Genomic DNA, 16416 nt, shown 5'->3' with positions numbered 1-16416 from the left:
AACGGAAGCTTCATTCCCGGATGGCTAATCTCGGTTCCGTGAATGGTCGCCCCAGCGTGTTCTCTTTGGTCGGATTGTGCGTTCTCGCCGGAATTCTGGTGGCGGGAACGGTGGCGCCCGCCGCCATCGGCGCGGGCCTGCTGTCGAATCAGGTGAGCGATTCGGTGGACACCATTTCCGCCCAGCTCGCGGCGGCCGATCCCCCGCTGACCACGACCGTGACCGATCGCGACGGTACCCCGATCGCGACGCTCTACGCGCAGTACCGCCTCCCGGCCACCTCGGCCGGGATCGCGACGACCATGAAGGCCGCGATCATCGCGGTCGAAGACCGCCGCTTCTACTCCGAAGGCGGCGTCGACCTGCAGGGAACGCTGCGCGCGGCGCTGAACGACAGCACCGGCGGCGCGCTGCAGGGCGCGTCGACGATCTCGCAGCAGTTCGTCAAGAACTACCTGATCAACGTCGTCGACCGGACCGACCCGGTGGCCCAGCAGGCCGACCGCGAGGATTCGCTCGCCCGCAAGCTGCGCGAGGCGAAAATGGCCGTCCAGCTCAACGCGACGACGAGCAAGGACGACATCCTGGCGGATTACCTCGACGTGGTCGAATTCAGCGGAACCGTGTACGGCGTCGGCGCGGCGGCAAAAGCGTATTTCGGGACGACGGCGGACAAACTGACCGTGCCGCAGGCCGCCCTGCTCGCCGGAATGGTGAACAACCCCAGCGTCTACAACCCGTACACGCACGCCGGCAAGGCGCTGCAGCGCCGCAACCTCGTCATCGACGACATGGTCACCAACGGCTCGATCCCGGCGTCGTACGCGGCGACGGCGAAGGCGGCACCGCTCGGGCTGCTGCCGAACGGGCCCGTGACGCCCTCCGCCACCTGCATGGGCGCGGCGCCGGACGCGGGGTTCTTCTGCGCCTACGCGGAAAGCTACCTCGTGCACGCCGGCTTCACGGCGGACCAGCTGGCCACCGGCGGGTACACGGTCAAGACCACGCTCGACCCGCGCGTCTCGCAGGTGACGAAGGACGCCGTCGACGCGAACGTGCCGACGACCCAGGACGGCGTCGCGAACACCTTCGCCGTCGTCCAGCCGGGTTCGACCGGGCACCAGGTGCTCGCCATGGTCGCCAACCGCGACTACGGCACGGATCCGGCGCGGGGCGAGACGTCCACCGACATCGTCGCCGACGCCAGCAACGAGTTCGGCGCGGGCTCGTCGTTCAAGATCTTCACCTCGGCCGCGGCGCTCGTCACGGGCAAGGCGGGCCTGGAAACGCCGTTGCCGAACCCGGACAGCCAGTGCTTCCCGGTGCCGGACTCGCACGCGTCGTGCTACACCGTCCACAACGACGGCCACTACGCCGATCCGATCAGCCTCGCCGACGGGCTGGCGACGTCGCCGAACGTCGCGTTCGTCGGGCTGGAGAGCCAGATCGGCATGCCGGCGGTGCTCGACATGGCGTACAAGCTGGGGCTGCGGAACACCCTCGCGACCAACGACGCCGGTGCCGCGCCGAACCCCGCGTCGAGCAACCCGCAGTACAGCCGGCCGCAGTCGGAGTACTTCCGGAACCTGCTGTCGTTCACCCTCGGCAACAGCCCGGTGAGCCCGCTGGAGATGGCGAACGTCTCGGCGACGCTGATGAGCGGCGGCGTCTGGTGCCCGCCGGACCCGATCCTGTCGGTGACCGACCGGAACGGCAACGCCGTGCCGGTGCCGCGGCAGGCGTGCGAACAGGTCATCCCGACGGGCGTCGCGAACACCCTCGAAGCGGGCCTGAGCAAGGACACGACCGAGGGCACGTCGGCCCAGGCCGCCCACGCGGCCGGCTGGACCCGCCCCGACATCGGCAAGACGGGCACGACCCAGCAGAGCGAATCGGTCGCGTTCGTCGGCGGCGTCGACGGCTACGCGGTGTCGTCCATGGTCTTCGCCGACGGCTCGCACCCGCGCGAGATCTGCCCGGGCACCCCGGTGCACCTGGGCGACTGCGGCCACGGCGCGTTCGGCGGCACGGTCGCCGCGCCGCCGTACTTCCACGCCATGAGCCAGCTGCTGGCCGGGGTGCCGGACCAGCCGATCCCCGGCCCGGACCCGGCGTACCTGCAGGCGCGGAACTAGCGCGGTTCGAGGAAGACGAGCGGGATCTCCCGCTCGGTCTTCGTCTGGTACTGCGCGTAGTTCTTGAAGTCACCGGCGATCTTCGGCCAGAGCTTCGCGCGCTCTTCGGCGTCGGCGATCCGCGCCCGCATCGGCCGCTTCGGCGCGCCCTTGAGCGACACCTCGACGTCCGGCCGGTCCCGCAGGTTGAGGAACCACGCGGGGTGCGTGTCGTCCCCGCCGCGCGAGGCCACGACGACGAGCGCGTCCCCCTCCTGGTGCGGCGAGGTGAGCAGCACGGTCCGCGGCTGCCCGCTCTTGCGCCCGACCGTGGTGAGCTCGAGGACGGGCATGCCCGCCTGCCAGCCCACCCGCCCGCCGGTGAGCTTGATCAGTCCGCGGTGCACGGCATTCATCGTCTTCAGGACGCGGTCGCTCGGCATGAGCCCAATCTAGCCAGTTCCCCCAAACCGCCACGCCGCGGCACACCGGTGTGCGAGGCTGCGGCGAACACGGACCGAAAGAGAGAAGACCGATGCTGATCTGGGGCTGGCGGACACGGATCTACGTGCTGGCGATGACGACGTTCCTCTGCGGCCGCTGCGGCAACCCCGCCTCCCACGCGGTCCGCAAGGCGGTCACGAAGTTCACGCTGTTCTTCATCCCGCTCTTCCCGATCGGCGTCAAGTACAGCGCGCAGTGCACCTTCTGCGGCATCGAGAACCGCATCCCCAAGGAGGACGCGGTCCGCTTGCAGGCCCAGGAGGAGCAGCAGCCCCAGCCCCAGGCGGCGGCCGGCTACCCGCCCCACCCGTCCCAGCCGCAGCACCCGTCGCAGGGCTTCCCGACGCAGGACTCGGGCCAGCAGGGCTTCCAGTCCCCGCACCCGTCCCAGCCCCAGGGTTTCCCGGCCCCGCAGGGCTTCCAGCCCCCGCACCCGTCCCAGCCGCAGGGCTTCCCACAGCCGGGCCGGCCGGGTCAGTTCCCCCAGCAGGGCCAGTAAGCCCTTACTCGTTCGAGCAGAGCCCGGCACCCGTTCTCGGGGTGCCGGGCTCTGTTTGTCTCGCCGATCCCACCCGAGCCGACCCGCGCACCGGCCGCCCAACCCTCGAACCCGGCCCCGGTCCGGCTTCGGCATCCGGCTCACCCGCTCGACTTCGTGACGCCGGGCAGCTCGCCGGGCCCGGCGCCGCCCACCATCGCGGTGCCGTATCTCTCGCCGATCCCAGCCGAGCCGACCCGCGCACCGGCCGCCCCACCCCCGAACCGAGCCGGGCGCCACCCACCATCGCGGTGCCGTATCTCTCGCCGATCCCAGCCGAGCCGACCCGCGCACCGGCCGCCCGCACGCCACCACACCGCCCGGCCCTCGAACCGACCCGGCCCCATCCACCGTTGCGGTGCCAGGCGCCGCCTCCTCGCCGATCCCCAGCGCAGGCAACCCGGCGCCTCACCAATTCCCGTCAAGCCCCAACCGGTGCAAATCCGGCAGCCCGCCGAGCAACCCGCCCCGCCATTCCGGCAAACCGCGCGAACACGGCACCGAGCAGCACCACTTCCACCGCCGCCCGCCGCCCGTAAACCCACTCCGGCCCACCAGCCAGCTCCCGCAACTCCCCCTCACCCGCGGCAGCCGACGCGACGACGTCACCGAGCCCGCCCCCGTCCCCACCCCCGAGCAGCTCCCCCAGAACCCGGGCAGCCTCGGCCGCCTGCGCCCCCAACCGGGCCACCACGGGCCGCACCGGCGCCGGCACGACTCCCCGCGCCTCCGCGATCTCCCGCGCAAGTCCACCCATCCGAGTGACTTCGGCAGCGACGTGCACGGCGGCGAGAACCGCCTTCACCTCCTCCTCCCGCGGCGCGTGCAGGGCCAGCAGCGCCCCCGCCTGGTCCTCGCAAGCGGCCCCGAGCGCGGCCACCGCCGCGGCCTGTTCGCGGGCACGTCCGCCCAGCGTGTGGTCACTTTCGAGGGCCGCGCGCGTGGCCTCTTCGAGCGCGCTCGCGACGAGCGCGCACAGGTCCGCCAGCCGGTGGGCGAGCGTGACCAGTTCCTTCTGAAACGCCGTCGGCATGGCGGCAGGAAACCAGCCCGGCCGGGTTCCGGCACCTCGTCGCCCGGCCCGGAATTGTCGGTCCCCCGTGCTCTCCTCGACGGCGAGAGCGGTGCACCCCGCACCGGAGCGGAAGGAGAGTCCCATGGCGGGCGAAACGATGGTCACGGTGATCGGCAATCTGACGGCGGACCCGGAACTGCGGTTCACCCCGGCCGGCGCGGCGGTCGCGAACTTCACAATCGCGTCCACGCCCCGTCAGCTCGATCGCGAGTCCGGCGAATGGCGCGACGGCGACCCGATGTTCCTGCGCTGCAGCGTGTGGCGGCAGTACGCGGAAAACGCGGCGGAGTCCCTCCTGCGCGGGTCCCGCGTGATCGCGCACGGCCGGCTGAGACAGCGGTCGTACGACACCGCAGAGGGCGAGAAGCGCACGGTGACGGAACTCGACGTCGACGAACTCGGCCCCTGCCTGCGCTACGCCACCGCCAAGGTCACCAAGACCAGCCGCCCGACCGGTGTCGAAGGGAGCAGCACCTGGACCCCGGAACCGGTGGCGGCGGCCGCGCCTCCGTTCTGACCCCATCCGTTCGCGCCCGGCACCCGAACACCCGTCGACGGGGTTTCGAGCCGTACTGGATCAACGGCGGTGACGATGGAGGAGCGCTCAGGCCGGACCGAACCCGGGTGTGCTGTCGAAATCCGCTCAGCCGGTTCGACGCACGGGTAGGACGAGGCCGAACCAGAGCGGGAGGGACCGAGATGAACGGGAACGAGAACGCCGGATCACCGGGAGCACGCCCCGAGCTCAACCACCGGATGCGCGCGATGCTGAGAGCCGTCGCCGCGGGCCGGGGCCTGGTCTCCTGCAGCAGCGAACCGGACCTCTTCATCGACGGCCTCTCGTGCGGCGACCAGTTCTCCGCCCACGCACTGGCCCACCAAGGACTGGTCCGCCCCTCCCGCCCCGGCCGGCCCGGCGAGCTGGTCCCGGCGATCCTGACGACGGCGGGCCACGCCGTCCTGACCGAGAAGCACCGCCCGGCCGCTTGAGGGCGATCGGGTAGCTGTTTGACAACTCCACAAAGCAAAGTCCCGGGCGTTCGCCGGGGGACGCCCCGGCGAGCAACCGGCCACCGGCAGCCGCCTCGCGCACCCCGTCCCGGCGGGCAGCGCCTCGGCCCGGCGCGCCCACCCCGACTACCGTGGCGGCCATGAGCAACACCGAGGCCACCCCGGCCGAGCTCGCGTGCGCCGACCGCCCGACGGCCACCGATCCCGACCGCCCCGCCGTCGAGATCCTCACCCCGCGCGAAGTCCCCCTCGGCGGCCCGCGCGCGATGCGTGTCCGGCGGACCCTCCCCCAGCGCTCCCGCTCGCTCATCGGAGCCTGGTGCTTCGCCGACCACTACGGTCCCGACGAAGTCGCCGCCCCCGGCGCGATGGACGTCGCCCCGCACCCGCACACCGGCCTCCAGACGGTGAGCTGGCTCTTCGACGGCGAGATCGAGCACCGCGACAGCCTCGGCACGCACGCGATGGTCCGCCCCGGCGAGCTCAACCTGATGACGGGCGGCAACGGAATCTGCCACTCGGAGGTCTCGACAGCGGCCACGAAAACCCTGCACGGTGTCCAGCTCTGGGTGGCGCTGCCGGAGCGGCACCGGCACACGGCCCGCGCGTTCGACCACTACGTGCCGTCGGTGAACCGGATCGAAGGCGCCGAGATCCGCGTGTTCCTCGGGTCGCTGGCCGGGCGCACGTCCCCGATCCCGACGTTCACCCCGCTGCTCGGTGCGGAGATCGTCCTCGGCCCCGACGCCCACATGTCCCTGGGCGTCGATCCCCGCTTCGAGCACGGCGTCCTCGTCGACGCCGGCGACGTCGAGGTCGCCGGCACCCGCGTCCGGGCGGCGGAGCTGGGTTACGTGGGTACCGGCGTCCGCACCTTGACGCTCAGCAACCGCGGGCCGGGCCCGGCCCGGTTCCTCCTGCTCGGCGGCACACCGTTCGAGGAGGAAATCCTCATGTGGTGGAACTTCGTCGGCCGCACCCACGAGGAGATCGCGGCCTTCCGCGAAGCCTGGGAGGCGGAGTCCGACCAGTTCGGCAGCGTCACCGGCTACCCGGGCGAGCGGCTGCCCGCCCCGGCGCTGCCCGCGGTCCGCATCAAGCCGCGTCGCAACCCGGCGTCAGGCCAGGAAACCGCCCACGGCTGAGCCGAACGCGGCCGCGTCGTCCAGCCACGGGTAGTGGGCGGCACCGGGCACCACCACCGCCCGGCCGTGCGGGAAGAGCGCGGCGAACTCGGCGGCGACGGCGGGGCTGACGATCCAGTCCAGTTCGCCGGCCAGCACCAGCACTTCGGCGGTGACACCGCCGAGCGCGGCCCGGGTCACCGGGGGCTCGAAGGCGCCGGGGGCGTTGTACGCCCGCGCGGCCGGACCGTTGCGCTGGCCGGGTTCGGTGGCCTGGTGCCGCCGGGCCGCGTCGTCCCAGCGGCCGTAGTACATCGGCGCGAAGGCGGCCCAGTCGGCACGGGTCGCCGTCCGGGCGGCGATGGCCTCGTAGGCGGCGGCCGCGGCCTCGAACCACGGCGCGCCGGCCCGCCGCGCCATGATCCGCCGCCGTTCGGTCACCGGCAGCTCGAGACCGACGGCCCGCGGGCTCGGGGTGATCAGCGCGAGCCGGCGCAGGCGTTCCGGGTACCGCTCGGTGTACCGGACGGCCAGGCTCGCGCCCGCCGAGTGCCCGAGCAGGTCGAACCGGTCGAGGCCGAGGTGCTTGCGCAGCGCCTCGACGTCCTCGACCTGGCGGTCGCACCGGTAGGTGCCCGGGTCCACCGGCTCCGCGGAGTCCCCGGTGCCCCGCAGGTCCAGCACCGCCATCCGCCGGTGCGCGCCGAGCCCGCCAAGGTCCCCCAGGTAGGCCCCGGCCCGCATCGGGCCGCCGGGCAGGCAGACCGCCGGCGGCTCGGCGCCGGAGCCGGCGAGGTGGACGGCGAGCCCGGTCCCGTCCGGCGCGGAGAAGATCGGCATGGCCCGACCCTGGCACCCGGCGCCGGCCGGGACAAGCGTCACCGGGTCCGGGCGAGGTAGGCCTCCAGCGTCGCGAGCCGGTGCTCGCGGGCGAACCGCTCGACCTCGTCCGGCCCGGCACCGCTCTCGATCAGCGCGAGCAGGCGATCGTGCTCCTCGACGGACTCCGGCGCCCGCCCCGGCGCGGAGGCGAAGGTGCTGTCGCGGACGGCGGCAAGCCGCGTCCAGCAGCGCTGCACCAGGTCGACCAGGTTCGGGTTCGGGCAGGCGCCGAACAGCACCTCGTGGAACTCGGCGTTCAGCGCGGTGAACGCCAGCGGGTCGAACTCGGCGAGGCTGCGGCGCATCCGGTCGTTGAGCGCGCGGGCCCGCGCCAGCGCGTCCGGCGTGAGCAGTGGCGCGGCCAGTCCGGTGGCGGCGCCCTCGACGATCGCGACGGTCTGCATCGCGTACTGGTAGGCGACGGGGTCGATGGCGGTCACCCGGGCGCCGACGTTCCGTTCGAACTCGATCAGCTCCTCGGCCTCCAGCCGGCGCAGCGCCTCGCGCACGGGCACGGCGCTGACCTCGAGTTCGCGGCCGATCTGGTCCAGCACCAACCGGTACCCCGGGCCGTAGCTGCCGTCCAGGATCCTGGCTTTGATCGTCTCGTAGGCCAGCTGGGACTTCGTGACCGGTCTTCCCGAGGACGCGCTGATCATGTAGGAAACAATATATGGTCCCCCCTGCGCCTCCGGCCCCGACCGCGGCCGACCTGATCGTCGACGGGCTGCGGGCCCACGGCGTGGACACCGTCTTCGGGCTGCCCGGCGTGCAGACCTACGACCTGTTCGACAGCCTCGCCCGCGCCGGCGGCGAGATCCGGGTGATCGGCGCCCGGCACGAGCAGACCGTGGCCTACATGGCGTTCGGGTACGCGCAGGCGACCGGCCGGACCGGCGTCTGCACCGTCGTGCCGGGACCGGGTGTCCTCAACGCGTCGGCCGCGCTGCTCTCGGCGTTCGGGGCGAGCGCGCCGGTGCTGTGCCTGACGAGCGAGATCCCGCGCGCGTACCTCGGCCGCGGGCTGGGGCACCTGCACGAGATGCCCGACCAGCTGGCGACGCTGCGCACGATGACGAAGTGGTCGGCGCTGGCCGAGCACCCCTCCGCGGTCCCGGACGCGCTGGCGACCGCGTTCCGGGAGGCGGCGGGCGGCCGGCCTCGGCCGGTTTCGCTGGCGGTGCCGTGGGACGTGCTGGGGATGCGCGCCCCGGCGGAAGCCGCCGGCCCGCTGCCGCTTCCCCGCCCGGTCGTCGACCCGGCCGCGGTGGAGCAGGCAGCGGAGCTGCTGGCCGGCGCGAAGCACCCGATGATCATGGTGGGCGGCGGCGCCCGGCACGCGGCCGCCGAAGTCCGGGCGCTGGCCGAGCGGCTGCAGGCACCGGTGGTCGCGTTCCGCGGCGGGCGCGGCATCGTGGGCGACGACCACCCGCTCGGCTTCACCTGCGCCGCCGGCTTCGAGCGGTGGGCCGAGACGGACGTCGTGGTCGGCATCGGGTCGCGGATGGAGCTGTCCTGGTTCCGCTGGCCGGGCAAGCCCGCCGGCCTGAAGACGATCCTGCTCGACATCGACCCGCGGCAGGCGACCCGGCTCGAAGCGGACGTCCCGGTCATCGCCGACGCGGCCGACGCGACGGCCGCCCTCACCGTGGCCGTCGGTCCACAACGGACGGACCGGACGGCGGAGTTCACCGCGCTGAAGGCCGCGGTGGCGCGGCGCTTCACCGACGTCGGGCCGGAGCTGGAGTACCTGCGGGCGATCCGCGACGTGCTGCCCCGCGACGGTTTCTTCGTCGAAGAGATCTGCCAGGTCGGCTTCGCGTCCTACTTCGGGTTCGAGGTCTACGCGCCGCGCACCTTCATCACGTGCGGCCACCAGGGCACGCTCGGCTTCGGCTACCCGACGGCACTGGGCGTGCAGGCGGCCTTCCCCGGCCGCCCGGTGGTTTCGGTGGCCGGCGACGGCGGCTTCATGTTCGCGGCGCAGGAGCTCTCGACCGCCGTCCAATACGGACTCAACGTGGTCGCGGTGGTGTTCGACAACGGCTACTACGGCAACGTCCACCTCGACCAGGAGCGCCTGTTCGAGGGCCGCGCACTGGGCGGGCAGCTGCGAAACCCGGACTTCGCCCGCCTCGCCGAGACGTTCGGCGCGCTCGGCCTGACCGCCCGCACCCCGGACGACCTGCGCGGCGCACTGGAAAAGGCGTTCGCGTCGGGCCGCCCGGCCCTGGTGCACGTCCCGTGCGAACTGGGCGCCGGCGCCTCGCCGTGGAAGTACCTGATGCCGAAGTCCGACCGCAGCTAGAGCCTGTTTCAATGGCGTAGCCACTCGTTGATCGCCGCGACGTGCACGGTCGCCTCGTTGCGAACCGCGAGTTTGTCGAACCGCGTGGCGACGCCTCGGTTGCGTTTGAGCCGGTTGATGCCGCACTCGACCGCGTGCCGCTGCTTGCAGACCTCCGGTCGAACGCCGGTGGCCGGCCACCGGCCCGGCCGCGGTCACGGCGATGCCAGACCTGATCAGCAGGCTGGGGAATCGTGCACGCGATCCCCCGCCGCCGCAGATAAGCCCGGTTGGCGCGGGCACTGTGGGTCTTTGTCCGCCAGAACACGATCCGGCCTGCTCCGGGCTCACCCACCACCGATCCGCGCGACCCGGACCCTGGCCAGCACCGCCTCGAATCACCACGCTGCCCGGCGGTCACCAGCAACCACCCGCGGTTCTTTCTGCAGGTCACCCTCGATGCGGGCGCCTGCGGCGAGCTGGTGGGCCGGTTGATCGTGGAATCCACGCTCACCTGCCAGGTAATCAGCCCGGCGGCGTCGGCTCGGGTCTGCAACCCGGCCAGGATCATCGCCCACACCCCGGCACGCTGCCAGCGCCGGAACAAGCCATAGACGGTCTGCCAGCGGATGCCGTCCAGAAGCTGGCGCTTTGTCCATGCCGGTGGGCGGCGAGCTTTTTGCCGACGGGCAGCAGCGGTTCCAGGATCGCCCACTGCGCGTCGGTCAGGTCGGCTCGCCCTGTCGCCGCCAGGCTGGGCACGAGGTCTCCGGTGTTCTTGATCAGCTTGGTGGTTGATCGGTCTACCGGAGAACCTCATCTATTTGATCCAAGTCACGCCGCACCGACAACGCCGACCAGAAGCTCCGCAGGTCAGCACATCAAAACAGGCTCTAGCCGGCGGCGACGCGCTCCAGCGCGGCGAAGACCCGTTCGACGTCGGCCGGCGTGGTCCGCCAGTTGCTGAACGCGGCACGCAGCGCCGGGCGGCCGTCGTACACCGTCGGGGTGAGGAAGGTGGTCCCGTCCTCGGCGATGGCGCGGACGAGGGCGTCGACGCGGTCCTGGGTGGCGTCCCCGGCGGGGGCGAAGCAGACGACGTTGAGCCGCACCGGCGCGAGCAGGTGCCAGTGCGGCGAGTCGTCGACCCGCGCGCCGAGGTCGCGTGCCAGCGCGACGCAGCGCTCGACGATCTCGCGGTGCCCGTCGCGACCGTAGGCCGTCAACGAGAACCACGCCGGAAGGGCGCGCAGCCGCCGGGAATTCTCCGGGGTGAGGTGCAGGAAGTCCGGCGTCTCGCCGATTTCGCCGAGGTAGGCGGCGTTGTTGGCGAACACCCGCAGCTGCAGGTCGCGCCGCCGGGTGAACTGGACGGCCGAGTCGTAGGGCACGTTGAGCCACTTGTGCAGGTCGACGACGACCGAGTCGGCCAGCTCGAGCCCCGCGGTCAGCTCGGCGTGTTCCGGTACCAGCGCGGCGAACCCGCCGAACGCGGCGTCGACGTGCAGCCAGAAGTCGTGGCGCCGCTTGAGCTCGGCGATCGCACGCAGGTCGTCGAAGTCGACGGTGTTGACGGTCCCCGCGTTGGCGACGACGATGGCCGGCCCGTCAAGCGTCTCGAGCACTTCGGCGAGCTTCCCGACGTCGACGGCCTCACGTCCCGGGAGCACCGGCACCTCCCGCAGCGCCGAGCGCCCCATCCCGAGGAACGACAACGCCTTCAGCACACTCGAATGCGGCGCCCCGGACAGCACGGTCACCGGCCCGAGCGCGGCGGCACCGTCGTCGGAAACCGTCACCCCGGCCCGCTCCCCGAGCCACTCGCGGGCGATGGCCAGCCCGGTCACCGTCGACATGGTGGCCCCGGTGACGAACGCCCCGGAGAAATCGGGCCCCAGCCCGAAGAGCTCGGCCAGCCAGCCGACGGTCTCGCGCTCGAGGTCCTGGGCCGAGGAGTCCATCCCACTGGCGGGGTTCTGGTCGTGCGCCGAGGTCAGCCAGTCCCCGGCCAGCGCGGCGGGCGTCGCCCCACCGGTGACGAACCCGAGGTACCGAGGCCCCGCACTGGCGGCGAACCCGCCTTCCCACCGCCGCGAAAACTCCTCGAGCGCACCCCGCGCCCCCACCCCACCACCCGGCAGCGCCGCCGGCGTGACAACCCCAGGCGGAACGACCACCGCCCGCTCCCCCACCCCGGCCAGCGCACCGGCAGCGAGCTTGCTCGCGGCGTCAAGCAGATCGGGCAGCGCATCCAGGTCTTCGGCAAGCCTCGCGTACATCCCCCGACGCTAAGCGCCCTCGACCGCGGCTGTCGCGGGCCAATCCCGCGAAACTGGCCCGCCCACGCCCGGCTCCGACCCGCCGCGACACGCCCGGTATCGCCGCTTCGAAGGCTGCTTCCGCGACATAGGTCAAACTTGCCCCATGCGAACCACTCACGCCTTGGTGCAGCTCGCCGCTGCGCTGATGGCGGCGCCCGAAGACCGGCACTGGGGTTACCAGTTGTCGAAGGCTTCCGGCGTCCGGTCCGGTGCCATGTACCCCCGGCTCAGTTCGATGCTGGCGGAAGGCTGGCTCGAGGACGGCTGGGAAGACCGGCAGGAGGCCGGCGGCCGGCCTCCTCGCCGCTACTACACCCTCACCGAGAAGGGGAAAACCGAGCTGGGCGCCCTGCTGAGCTCGGCTGACCGGGACCAGCGGTTCCGCGGGATGAACCTGGGGTACGCGTGACCGACGACCTGCTCGCGCTCGTCACAGAATGGGGCGTCGGCACGATGCTCACCGTCGCGACGCTCTTCGGCTTCTTCCCCAAATTCGTCGTGAACCTGATCGTGCTGGTGTACCCGCGAGACCACCCTCGCCGCCGCGAACTCCCGGCCGAGCTGGACGCGGTGCCCGTTCGGGAGCGGCTGACCTGGGTGTTCGGGCAGTGCGCCACGGTCTTGTTCGACGGGGTGCCGGCTCGCATCGGCGACCTGCGTTCCCGAAACCGGCCGGCCGCCGAGCCCGATCCACCGGAGAGCGCCGGACCGGCCACGGCGAGCTTCCTCGCCCACGCCGCCGAAGGCACCATGGGAGCCGCCGTCTTCGGCCCCGAATCCGGCAGCTGGCCGGACGCACGGCTGACGACCACCCGGGTGTCCGGCGGCCGCTTCACCGGCGCCTACGTTTTCGAACCTGCCGACCGCATGCGCCCGCTCCTCGACGAAGCAGCTCGCCGGCGGAACAACCGCGACGCCGTGGACCTCGCGAAACAACTCGAGGCGTTCTACGCCGCCCGATGACCCCGGAGCCGGCGGACGCGGGCCTCGGCCGGGTCGAACGTCACCCTCCTCAACGGGCCCGCGAGCAGTAGCACCACCGCCATCGCCGACAGCGCCGCCAGCACCATCGCGGCCACGAACTGCGCCGCGCCGGACGTCGCCGTCCCGAGCACGGCGTACCCGACCAGCACCAGTGCCAGCGGTGCGAACAGTCCGGACAGCACCGGCACCAGCGGGACCCGGTCACCGTCGGGGCGGCGGGCGGAGACCACCGCCGCCCCGGCGCAGGTGACCGCGGCGACCAGGAGGCAGCCGCCGACGGTGTCGCTCAACCGGTGCCAGCCCAGTGCCACGGCCGCAGCCGAGACCCAGGCGACCCCCACGCCGCCGGCCACCAGGGCGGGCAGGCGGAAACGGCGGGGCAGGACGATCGCGAGCGCCACCAGCATGGCCATCGCCGCGCTGACGTGCCCGCTCGGGAAGCTGTTGTGGCTCGCGACGCCGAAGCGGTCGCCGGTGCTCGGGCGGTCCAGGACGTACAGCTTGAGCAGCTGCGCCACCACCAGCGGCGCCGCCAGCAGGGCCAGCGCCGTGACGCCCAGCGCGAGCCGCCGTCGCAGCAGGGAGAGCACCACGATCAGCAGCGCGATGCCGCCGAGCACCACCACCTGGTCCGTCTGCCGGAGCGGGTCGGCCCACTCCACGGCGTGGCCCGCGGACTGGGCGCTGCGGACGACGCCGTTCTCGACGCCGCGCCCGGCTTCGGTGCGGACGAAGAGCAGGTAGGCCGCGACGAAGGCGAGGGTGAACCCGGCCGCGCTCGCCGCGAGCACGGTCGTGCGGGACGCGGCCCGCGTCACGAGCGCGTGGCCTCCGGCGGGCGGGGTGACGGGACGGACCTCGGAACTGATCACTGCCATGTCCCCGAGTCTGCTTCCGGCGTTTCGAGATCCCGTCAGCGTGATGTCATGGTTTTGCTACAAGATCGGCCCGGGTCGCCACGACGTGCGGTTTTCCGAATAATGGCGCCGTGGCCGAGGTACTGGTGGTGGAAGACGACGCGGCGGTGCGGGAAGGACTGCAACTCGCCCTGCGCCGGCAGGGACACGTGGTGCGCACCGCGGAATCGGGCGAGCTCGGGATCGAGCTGCTCGTGCACCACCGGCCCGACATCGTGGTGCTCGACCTGATGCTGCCGGGCATGGACGGCTTCGAAACGTGCCGCCGGATGCGGGCCTCCGGGCCGGTCCCGATCATCATGCTCACCGCGCGCAGTGACGACTTCGACATCGTGGCCGGGCTCGAAGCCGGCGCGGACGACTACGTGGCCAAGCCGGTCGAGCCGCGGGTGCTGGACGCGCGGATCCGGGCGGTGCTGCGGCGGGCGGTCGCCGAGCGGCCGAGCGAGCCGTCCGAGCCCGAGGAACGCCACGGCGACCTCGTGATCGACCGGGCCTCGCTCGAGGTGACCAAGCGCGGCGCGGCGGTGTCGCTGACCCCGACCGAGCTGAAGCTGCTGCTGGAGCTTTCGCGCACGCCGGGTCAGGTCTACAGCCGCCGTCAGATCCTCTCCGCGGTGTGGGACCACGACTACCTCGGCGACTCGCGGCTGGTCGACGCGTGCGTGCAGCGGCTGCGCGCCAAGATCGAGGACGTGCCGGCCAAGCCGGAGTACGTGCAGACCGTCCGCGGGTTCGGCTACCGGTTCGGCCGGTCGTGAGCCGGGTCCGCTCGTGGCTCACCGGGCTGCGCTTCCGGCTGGTCGCCGCCTTCGCGGTGATCATGATCCTCGGCGCCACCGCCGCGGCCGGCGCCAGCTACGTCTCCGCGCGCACCGCCATCCTCGGCGGCATCCAGGACCAGACGATGCTGAAGCTGCGCGACCAGATCACCGCGTACCTGCCGACCGTGTCGCTGCCGCCGACGCAGGGCACGCTCGACGCCTTCGCGACGGCGCTGAAGTCGAGCGGCGCCCTCGTCGTCTACCACGACCTGCACTCGACCTCGAGCATCGACTACGAGAGCGTGCCCGGCGAGCTGCGCGAGGCGGTCGCGCACAGCACGTACATCCAGTTCCAGCGCGTCGACCTGCACGGCTTCCCGTTCTTCTTCGTCGGGATCCCGGTGCAGACCGGGCAGAACGGCGGTGAGCCGAGCGGGCTGGAGGTCTACGCGATGGTTTCGCTCGGCCAGCAGCAGGAGGCGATCGACGACCTGGCCACCAAGGCGTGGACGTACTCCGTGCTGGCGCTGCCGGTCGCGGTGGCGGTGGCCTTGCTGGCGGCGAGGCAGGTGCTGCGGCCGGTGCGCGCGCTGAACACCGCGGCCAGCCAGCTGGGCCGGGGACGGCTGGACGTGCGGTTGCGCACCACGGGGTCCGACGAGCTGGCCCAGCTGGTCACCACGTTCAACAACACGGCGGCGGAGCTCCAGCGCACGGTGGGCACGCTGCAGGCGATGGAAGCGGACGCGCGCCGGTTCGTCGCCGACGTCTCGCACGAGCTGCGCACGCCGCTGGCCGCGATGAACGCGGTCACCGACGTCCTCGACGAGGACGCCGGCCAGCTGCCGGCGGACACCGCGGTCGCGGCGCGGCTGGTGTCGGCGGAGACCAAGCGGCTGACGCGGCTGGTGCAGGACCTGATCGAGATCTCGCGGTTCGACGCCGGGCGCGCCGAACTGCGGCGCGAACAGCTGGACGTCGCCTCGGCGGTCGCCGACAGCCTCGACGCGCGCGGCTGGGAAGCCGGCGAAGACCTCGTGGTCGACCTCCCGGTCGGCGTCACGGCTTCGCTCGACCGGCGGCGGCTCGACATCGTCGTGGCGAACCTGGTCGGCAACGCGGTGCGCCACGGCGCGCCGCCGGTGGAGGTGGCCCTGCGGGCCGAGCGCGGGGACGTCGTGCTGACCGTGACCGACCACGGGCCGGGCATCCCGGACGCGGTCCTGCCCGCGGTGTTCGACCGGTTCACCAAGGCCGACACCGCCCGCGCGCGGTCCGAGGGCAGCGGGCTCGGGCTGTCCATCGCGCGGGAGAACGCGCGGCTGCACGGCGGTGACATCACCGCGGCCAACACCGGTTCCGGCGCCCGGTTCGAGCTGCGGCTGCCCCGGGAGGCGTGGTGAAGAAGCTCCTCGTCCTGGCGGTGCTGCTGCTGGTGAGCGCGTGCGGGGTCAAGCCGACCCCGGTGATCGGCGCCGGCCCGGCGCCGACGTTGCGCAACCCGGTGGGCAGCGGGCGCGGCACCGAGGTGATCCTCTACTTCGTCCTCGACGGACGGCTCACCCCGGTGACGCGCCCGATCACCAGCACGGTGGGCCCCACCACGACGCTGTCGCTGCTGCTGGGCGGCCCGTCCTACGCCGAATCGGCCGACGGCTACGTGACGATGCTGCCGCGGGGCGGCGGGCAGGTCAGCCTGTCCCTCGAAGCACCCGCGACGATCACGGTGCCCTTCGCGGTGGAGCAGCTCAACCCGACCGCGGTCAGCCAGCTGGTCTGCACGACGTTCGCGGCGCTGGCCGCCGAGGGGCGATTCGTCCTGGCGAGCACCGTCGTCCTCGCCGGGACCGACACGAAGCTGCCACCGCAGAGCTGCCAGGCGTTCTGACCCGGCC

At 72.5% G+C, this 16416-nt stretch carries 17 protein-coding genes and 1 pseudogene; 11 read left to right on the top strand and 7 right to left on the bottom strand.

Annotated features, from left to right (window positions below; all coding sequences use genetic code 11):
* Nucleotides 1-20 precede the first annotated feature (20 nt).
* Entirely contained in the window at nt 21-2135 is a 2115-nt protein-coding gene (locus tag AB0B33_RS38225; RefSeq protein ID WP_360781242.1) for a transglycosylase domain-containing protein, read from the top strand.
* Here the strand turns inward: AB0B33_RS38225 and AB0B33_RS38220 are convergent.
* Entirely contained in the window at nt 2132-2557 is a 426-nt protein-coding gene (locus AB0B33_RS38220; protein WP_360781241.1) for a nitroreductase/quinone reductase family protein, read from the bottom strand. The two genes, AB0B33_RS38225 and AB0B33_RS38220, sit on opposite strands and share 4 nt — an antisense overlap.
* Nucleotides 2558-2649: 92 nt before the next feature.
* On the opposite strand from AB0B33_RS38220, the gene AB0B33_RS38215 reads away from it, so the two are divergent.
* Complete coding sequence (locus AB0B33_RS38215; protein ID WP_360781239.1) at nt 2650-3117, top strand: zinc-ribbon domain-containing protein; 468 nt, start codon at nt 2650-2652, stop codon at nt 3115-3117.
* A gap of 460 nt (nt 3118-3577) precedes the next feature.
* Here the strand turns inward: AB0B33_RS38215 and AB0B33_RS38210 are convergent, their stop codons facing one another.
* Nucleotides 3578-4189: a PhoU domain-containing protein gene (locus AB0B33_RS38210; protein WP_360781237.1), complete on the bottom strand. Its 612-nt coding sequence runs from the start codon at nt 4187-4189 to the stop codon at nt 3578-3580.
* A gap of 124 nt (nt 4190-4313) precedes the next feature.
* On the opposite strand from AB0B33_RS38210, the gene AB0B33_RS38205 reads away from it, so the two are divergent.
* The 3 genes from AB0B33_RS38205 (at nt 4314) to AB0B33_RS38195 (ending at nt 6387) form a co-directional block, all read left to right on the top strand.
* Nucleotides 4314-4748: a single-stranded DNA-binding protein gene (locus AB0B33_RS38205; RefSeq protein ID WP_360781235.1), complete on the top strand. Its 435-nt coding sequence runs from the start codon at nt 4314-4316 to the stop codon at nt 4746-4748.
* 182 nt (nt 4749-4930) lie between these two features.
* The gene (locus AB0B33_RS38200; protein WP_247024615.1) at nt 4931-5221 is read left to right on the top strand and encodes a hypothetical protein; all 291 of its coding nucleotides are present in this window, start codon (nt 4931-4933) and stop codon (nt 5219-5221) included.
* A 161-nt stretch (nt 5222-5382) separates the two neighbouring features.
* Complete coding sequence (locus tag AB0B33_RS38195; protein ID WP_360781233.1) at nt 5383-6387, top strand: pirin family protein; 1005 nt, start codon at nt 5383-5385, stop codon at nt 6385-6387.
* Here AB0B33_RS38195 and AB0B33_RS38190 read toward each other — a convergent pair.
* Together AB0B33_RS38190 and AB0B33_RS38185 are read right to left on the bottom strand one after the other, a co-directional pair.
* Entirely contained in the window at nt 6361-7206 is an 846-nt protein-coding gene (locus tag AB0B33_RS38190; protein ID WP_360781232.1) for an alpha/beta hydrolase, read from the bottom strand. The two genes, AB0B33_RS38195 and AB0B33_RS38190, sit on opposite strands and share 27 nt — an antisense overlap.
* A 38-nt stretch (nt 7207-7244) precedes the next feature.
* Entirely contained in the window at nt 7245-7907 is a 663-nt protein-coding gene (locus tag AB0B33_RS38185) for a GntR family transcriptional regulator (RefSeq protein WP_360781230.1), read from the bottom strand.
* 14 nt (nt 7908-7921) lie between these two features.
* Here AB0B33_RS38185 and AB0B33_RS38180 point away from each other — a divergent pair, with 14 nt between their 5' ends.
* Nucleotides 7922-9556: a thiamine pyrophosphate-dependent enzyme gene (locus tag AB0B33_RS38180; protein WP_360781229.1), complete on the top strand. Its 1635-nt coding sequence runs from the start codon at nt 7922-7924 to the stop codon at nt 9554-9556.
* Nucleotides 9557-9564: 8 nt separating this feature from the next.
* On the opposite strand, the pseudogene AB0B33_RS38175 reads toward AB0B33_RS38180, so the two are convergent.
* Together AB0B33_RS38175 and AB0B33_RS38170 are read right to left on the bottom strand one after the other, a co-directional pair.
* Nucleotides 9565-10288, bottom strand: a pseudogene (locus AB0B33_RS38175) (transposase).
* A 140-nt stretch (nt 10289-10428) separates the two neighbouring features.
* Nucleotides 10429-11814 (bottom strand): pyridoxal-dependent decarboxylase, encoded by a 1386-nt coding sequence (locus AB0B33_RS38170; RefSeq protein WP_360781227.1) that lies wholly within the window; start codon nt 11812-11814, stop codon nt 10429-10431.
* Nucleotides 11815-11959: 145 nt separating this feature from the next.
* Between AB0B33_RS38170 and AB0B33_RS38165 the strand changes: the two genes are divergently transcribed.
* A complete protein-coding gene (locus AB0B33_RS38165; protein WP_247024624.1) occupies nt 11960-12265 on the top strand; it encodes a PadR family transcriptional regulator in 306 nt (101 codons plus the stop codon).
* Nucleotides 12262-12819, top strand: coding sequence for a hypothetical protein (locus tag AB0B33_RS38160; RefSeq protein WP_360781225.1), 558 nt, complete (start codon nt 12262-12264; stop codon nt 12817-12819). Before AB0B33_RS38165 ends, AB0B33_RS38160 begins: the two co-directional genes overlap by 4 nt.
* On the opposite strand, the gene AB0B33_RS38155 is transcribed toward AB0B33_RS38160, so the two are convergent.
* Nucleotides 12804-13718, bottom strand: coding sequence for a phosphatase PAP2 family protein (locus AB0B33_RS38155; RefSeq protein ID WP_360781223.1), 915 nt, complete (start codon nt 13716-13718; stop codon nt 12804-12806). The genes AB0B33_RS38160 and AB0B33_RS38155 overlap by 16 nt on opposite strands.
* A gap of 110 nt (nt 13719-13828) precedes the next feature.
* Between AB0B33_RS38155 and AB0B33_RS38150 the strand changes: the two genes are divergently transcribed.
* The 3 genes from AB0B33_RS38150 (at nt 13829) to AB0B33_RS38140 (ending at nt 16409) form a co-directional block, all read left to right on the top strand.
* Nucleotides 13829-14518 carry a response regulator transcription factor gene (locus tag AB0B33_RS38150; RefSeq protein ID WP_360781221.1) on the top strand — a complete coding sequence of 230 codons (690 nt, stop codon included), beginning with the start codon at nt 13829-13831 and terminating at the stop codon, nt 14516-14518.
* A 62-nt stretch (nt 14519-14580) separates the two neighbouring features.
* Nucleotides 14581-15924: a HAMP domain-containing sensor histidine kinase gene (locus AB0B33_RS38145; protein ID WP_247025183.1), complete on the top strand. Its 1344-nt coding sequence runs from the start codon at nt 14581-14583 to the stop codon at nt 15922-15924.
* On the top strand, nt 15921-16409 hold the full coding sequence (locus AB0B33_RS38140; protein WP_360781219.1) for a hypothetical protein: 489 nt from the start codon (nt 15921-15923) through the stop codon (nt 16407-16409). Before AB0B33_RS38145 ends, AB0B33_RS38140 begins: the two co-directional genes overlap by 4 nt.
* Nucleotides 16410-16416: the final 7 nt, after the last annotated feature.

Origin of the sequence: Amycolatopsis sp. NPDC049159, from assembly GCF_040648295.1 — a bacterium.
Classification (GTDB): domain Bacteria; phylum Actinomycetota; class Actinomycetes; order Mycobacteriales; family Pseudonocardiaceae; genus Amycolatopsis; species Amycolatopsis pretoriensis_A.
The sequence above is the reverse complement of the archived record's forward strand: the minus strand, read 5'-3'. Positions and strand labels throughout refer to the sequence as shown.

Coding starts and splice junctions, on each gene's coding strand:
- AB0B33_RS38225 (WP_360781242.1), top strand. CDS start 21: ATGGCTAATCTCGGTTCCGTGAATGGTCGCCCCAGCGTGTTCTCTTTG.
- AB0B33_RS38220 (WP_360781241.1), bottom strand. CDS start 2,557: ATGCCGAGCGACCGCGTCCTGAAGACGATGAATGCCGTGCACCGCGGA.
- AB0B33_RS38215 (WP_360781239.1), top strand. CDS start 2,650: ATGCTGATCTGGGGCTGGCGGACACGGATCTACGTGCTGGCGATGACG.
- AB0B33_RS38210 (WP_360781237.1), bottom strand. CDS start 4,189: ATGCCGACGGCGTTTCAGAAGGAACTGGTCACGCTCGCCCACCGGCTG.
- AB0B33_RS38205 (WP_360781235.1), top strand. CDS start 4,314: ATGGCGGGCGAAACGATGGTCACGGTGATCGGCAATCTGACGGCGGAC.
- AB0B33_RS38200 (WP_247024615.1), top strand. CDS start 4,931: ATGAACGGGAACGAGAACGCCGGATCACCGGGAGCACGCCCCGAGCTC.
- AB0B33_RS38195 (WP_360781233.1), top strand. CDS start 5,383: ATGAGCAACACCGAGGCCACCCCGGCCGAGCTCGCGTGCGCCGACCGC.
- AB0B33_RS38190 (WP_360781232.1), bottom strand. CDS start 7,206: ATGCCGATCTTCTCCGCGCCGGACGGGACCGGGCTCGCCGTCCACCTC.
- AB0B33_RS38185 (WP_360781230.1), bottom strand. CDS start 7,907: ATGATCAGCGCGTCCTCGGGAAGACCGGTCACGAAGTCCCAGCTGGCC.
- AB0B33_RS38180 (WP_360781229.1), top strand. CDS start 7,922: ATGGTCCCCCCTGCGCCTCCGGCCCCGACCGCGGCCGACCTGATCGTC.
- AB0B33_RS38170 (WP_360781227.1), bottom strand. CDS start 11,814: ATGTACGCGAGGCTTGCCGAAGACCTGGATGCGCTGCCCGATCTGCTT.
- AB0B33_RS38165 (WP_247024624.1), top strand. CDS start 11,960: ATGCGAACCACTCACGCCTTGGTGCAGCTCGCCGCTGCGCTGATGGCG.
- AB0B33_RS38155 (WP_360781223.1), bottom strand. CDS start 13,718: ATGGCAGTGATCAGTTCCGAGGTCCGTCCCGTCACCCCGCCCGCCGGA.
- AB0B33_RS38145 (WP_247025183.1), top strand. CDS start 14,581: ATGATCCTCGGCGCCACCGCCGCGGCCGGCGCCAGCTACGTCTCCGCG.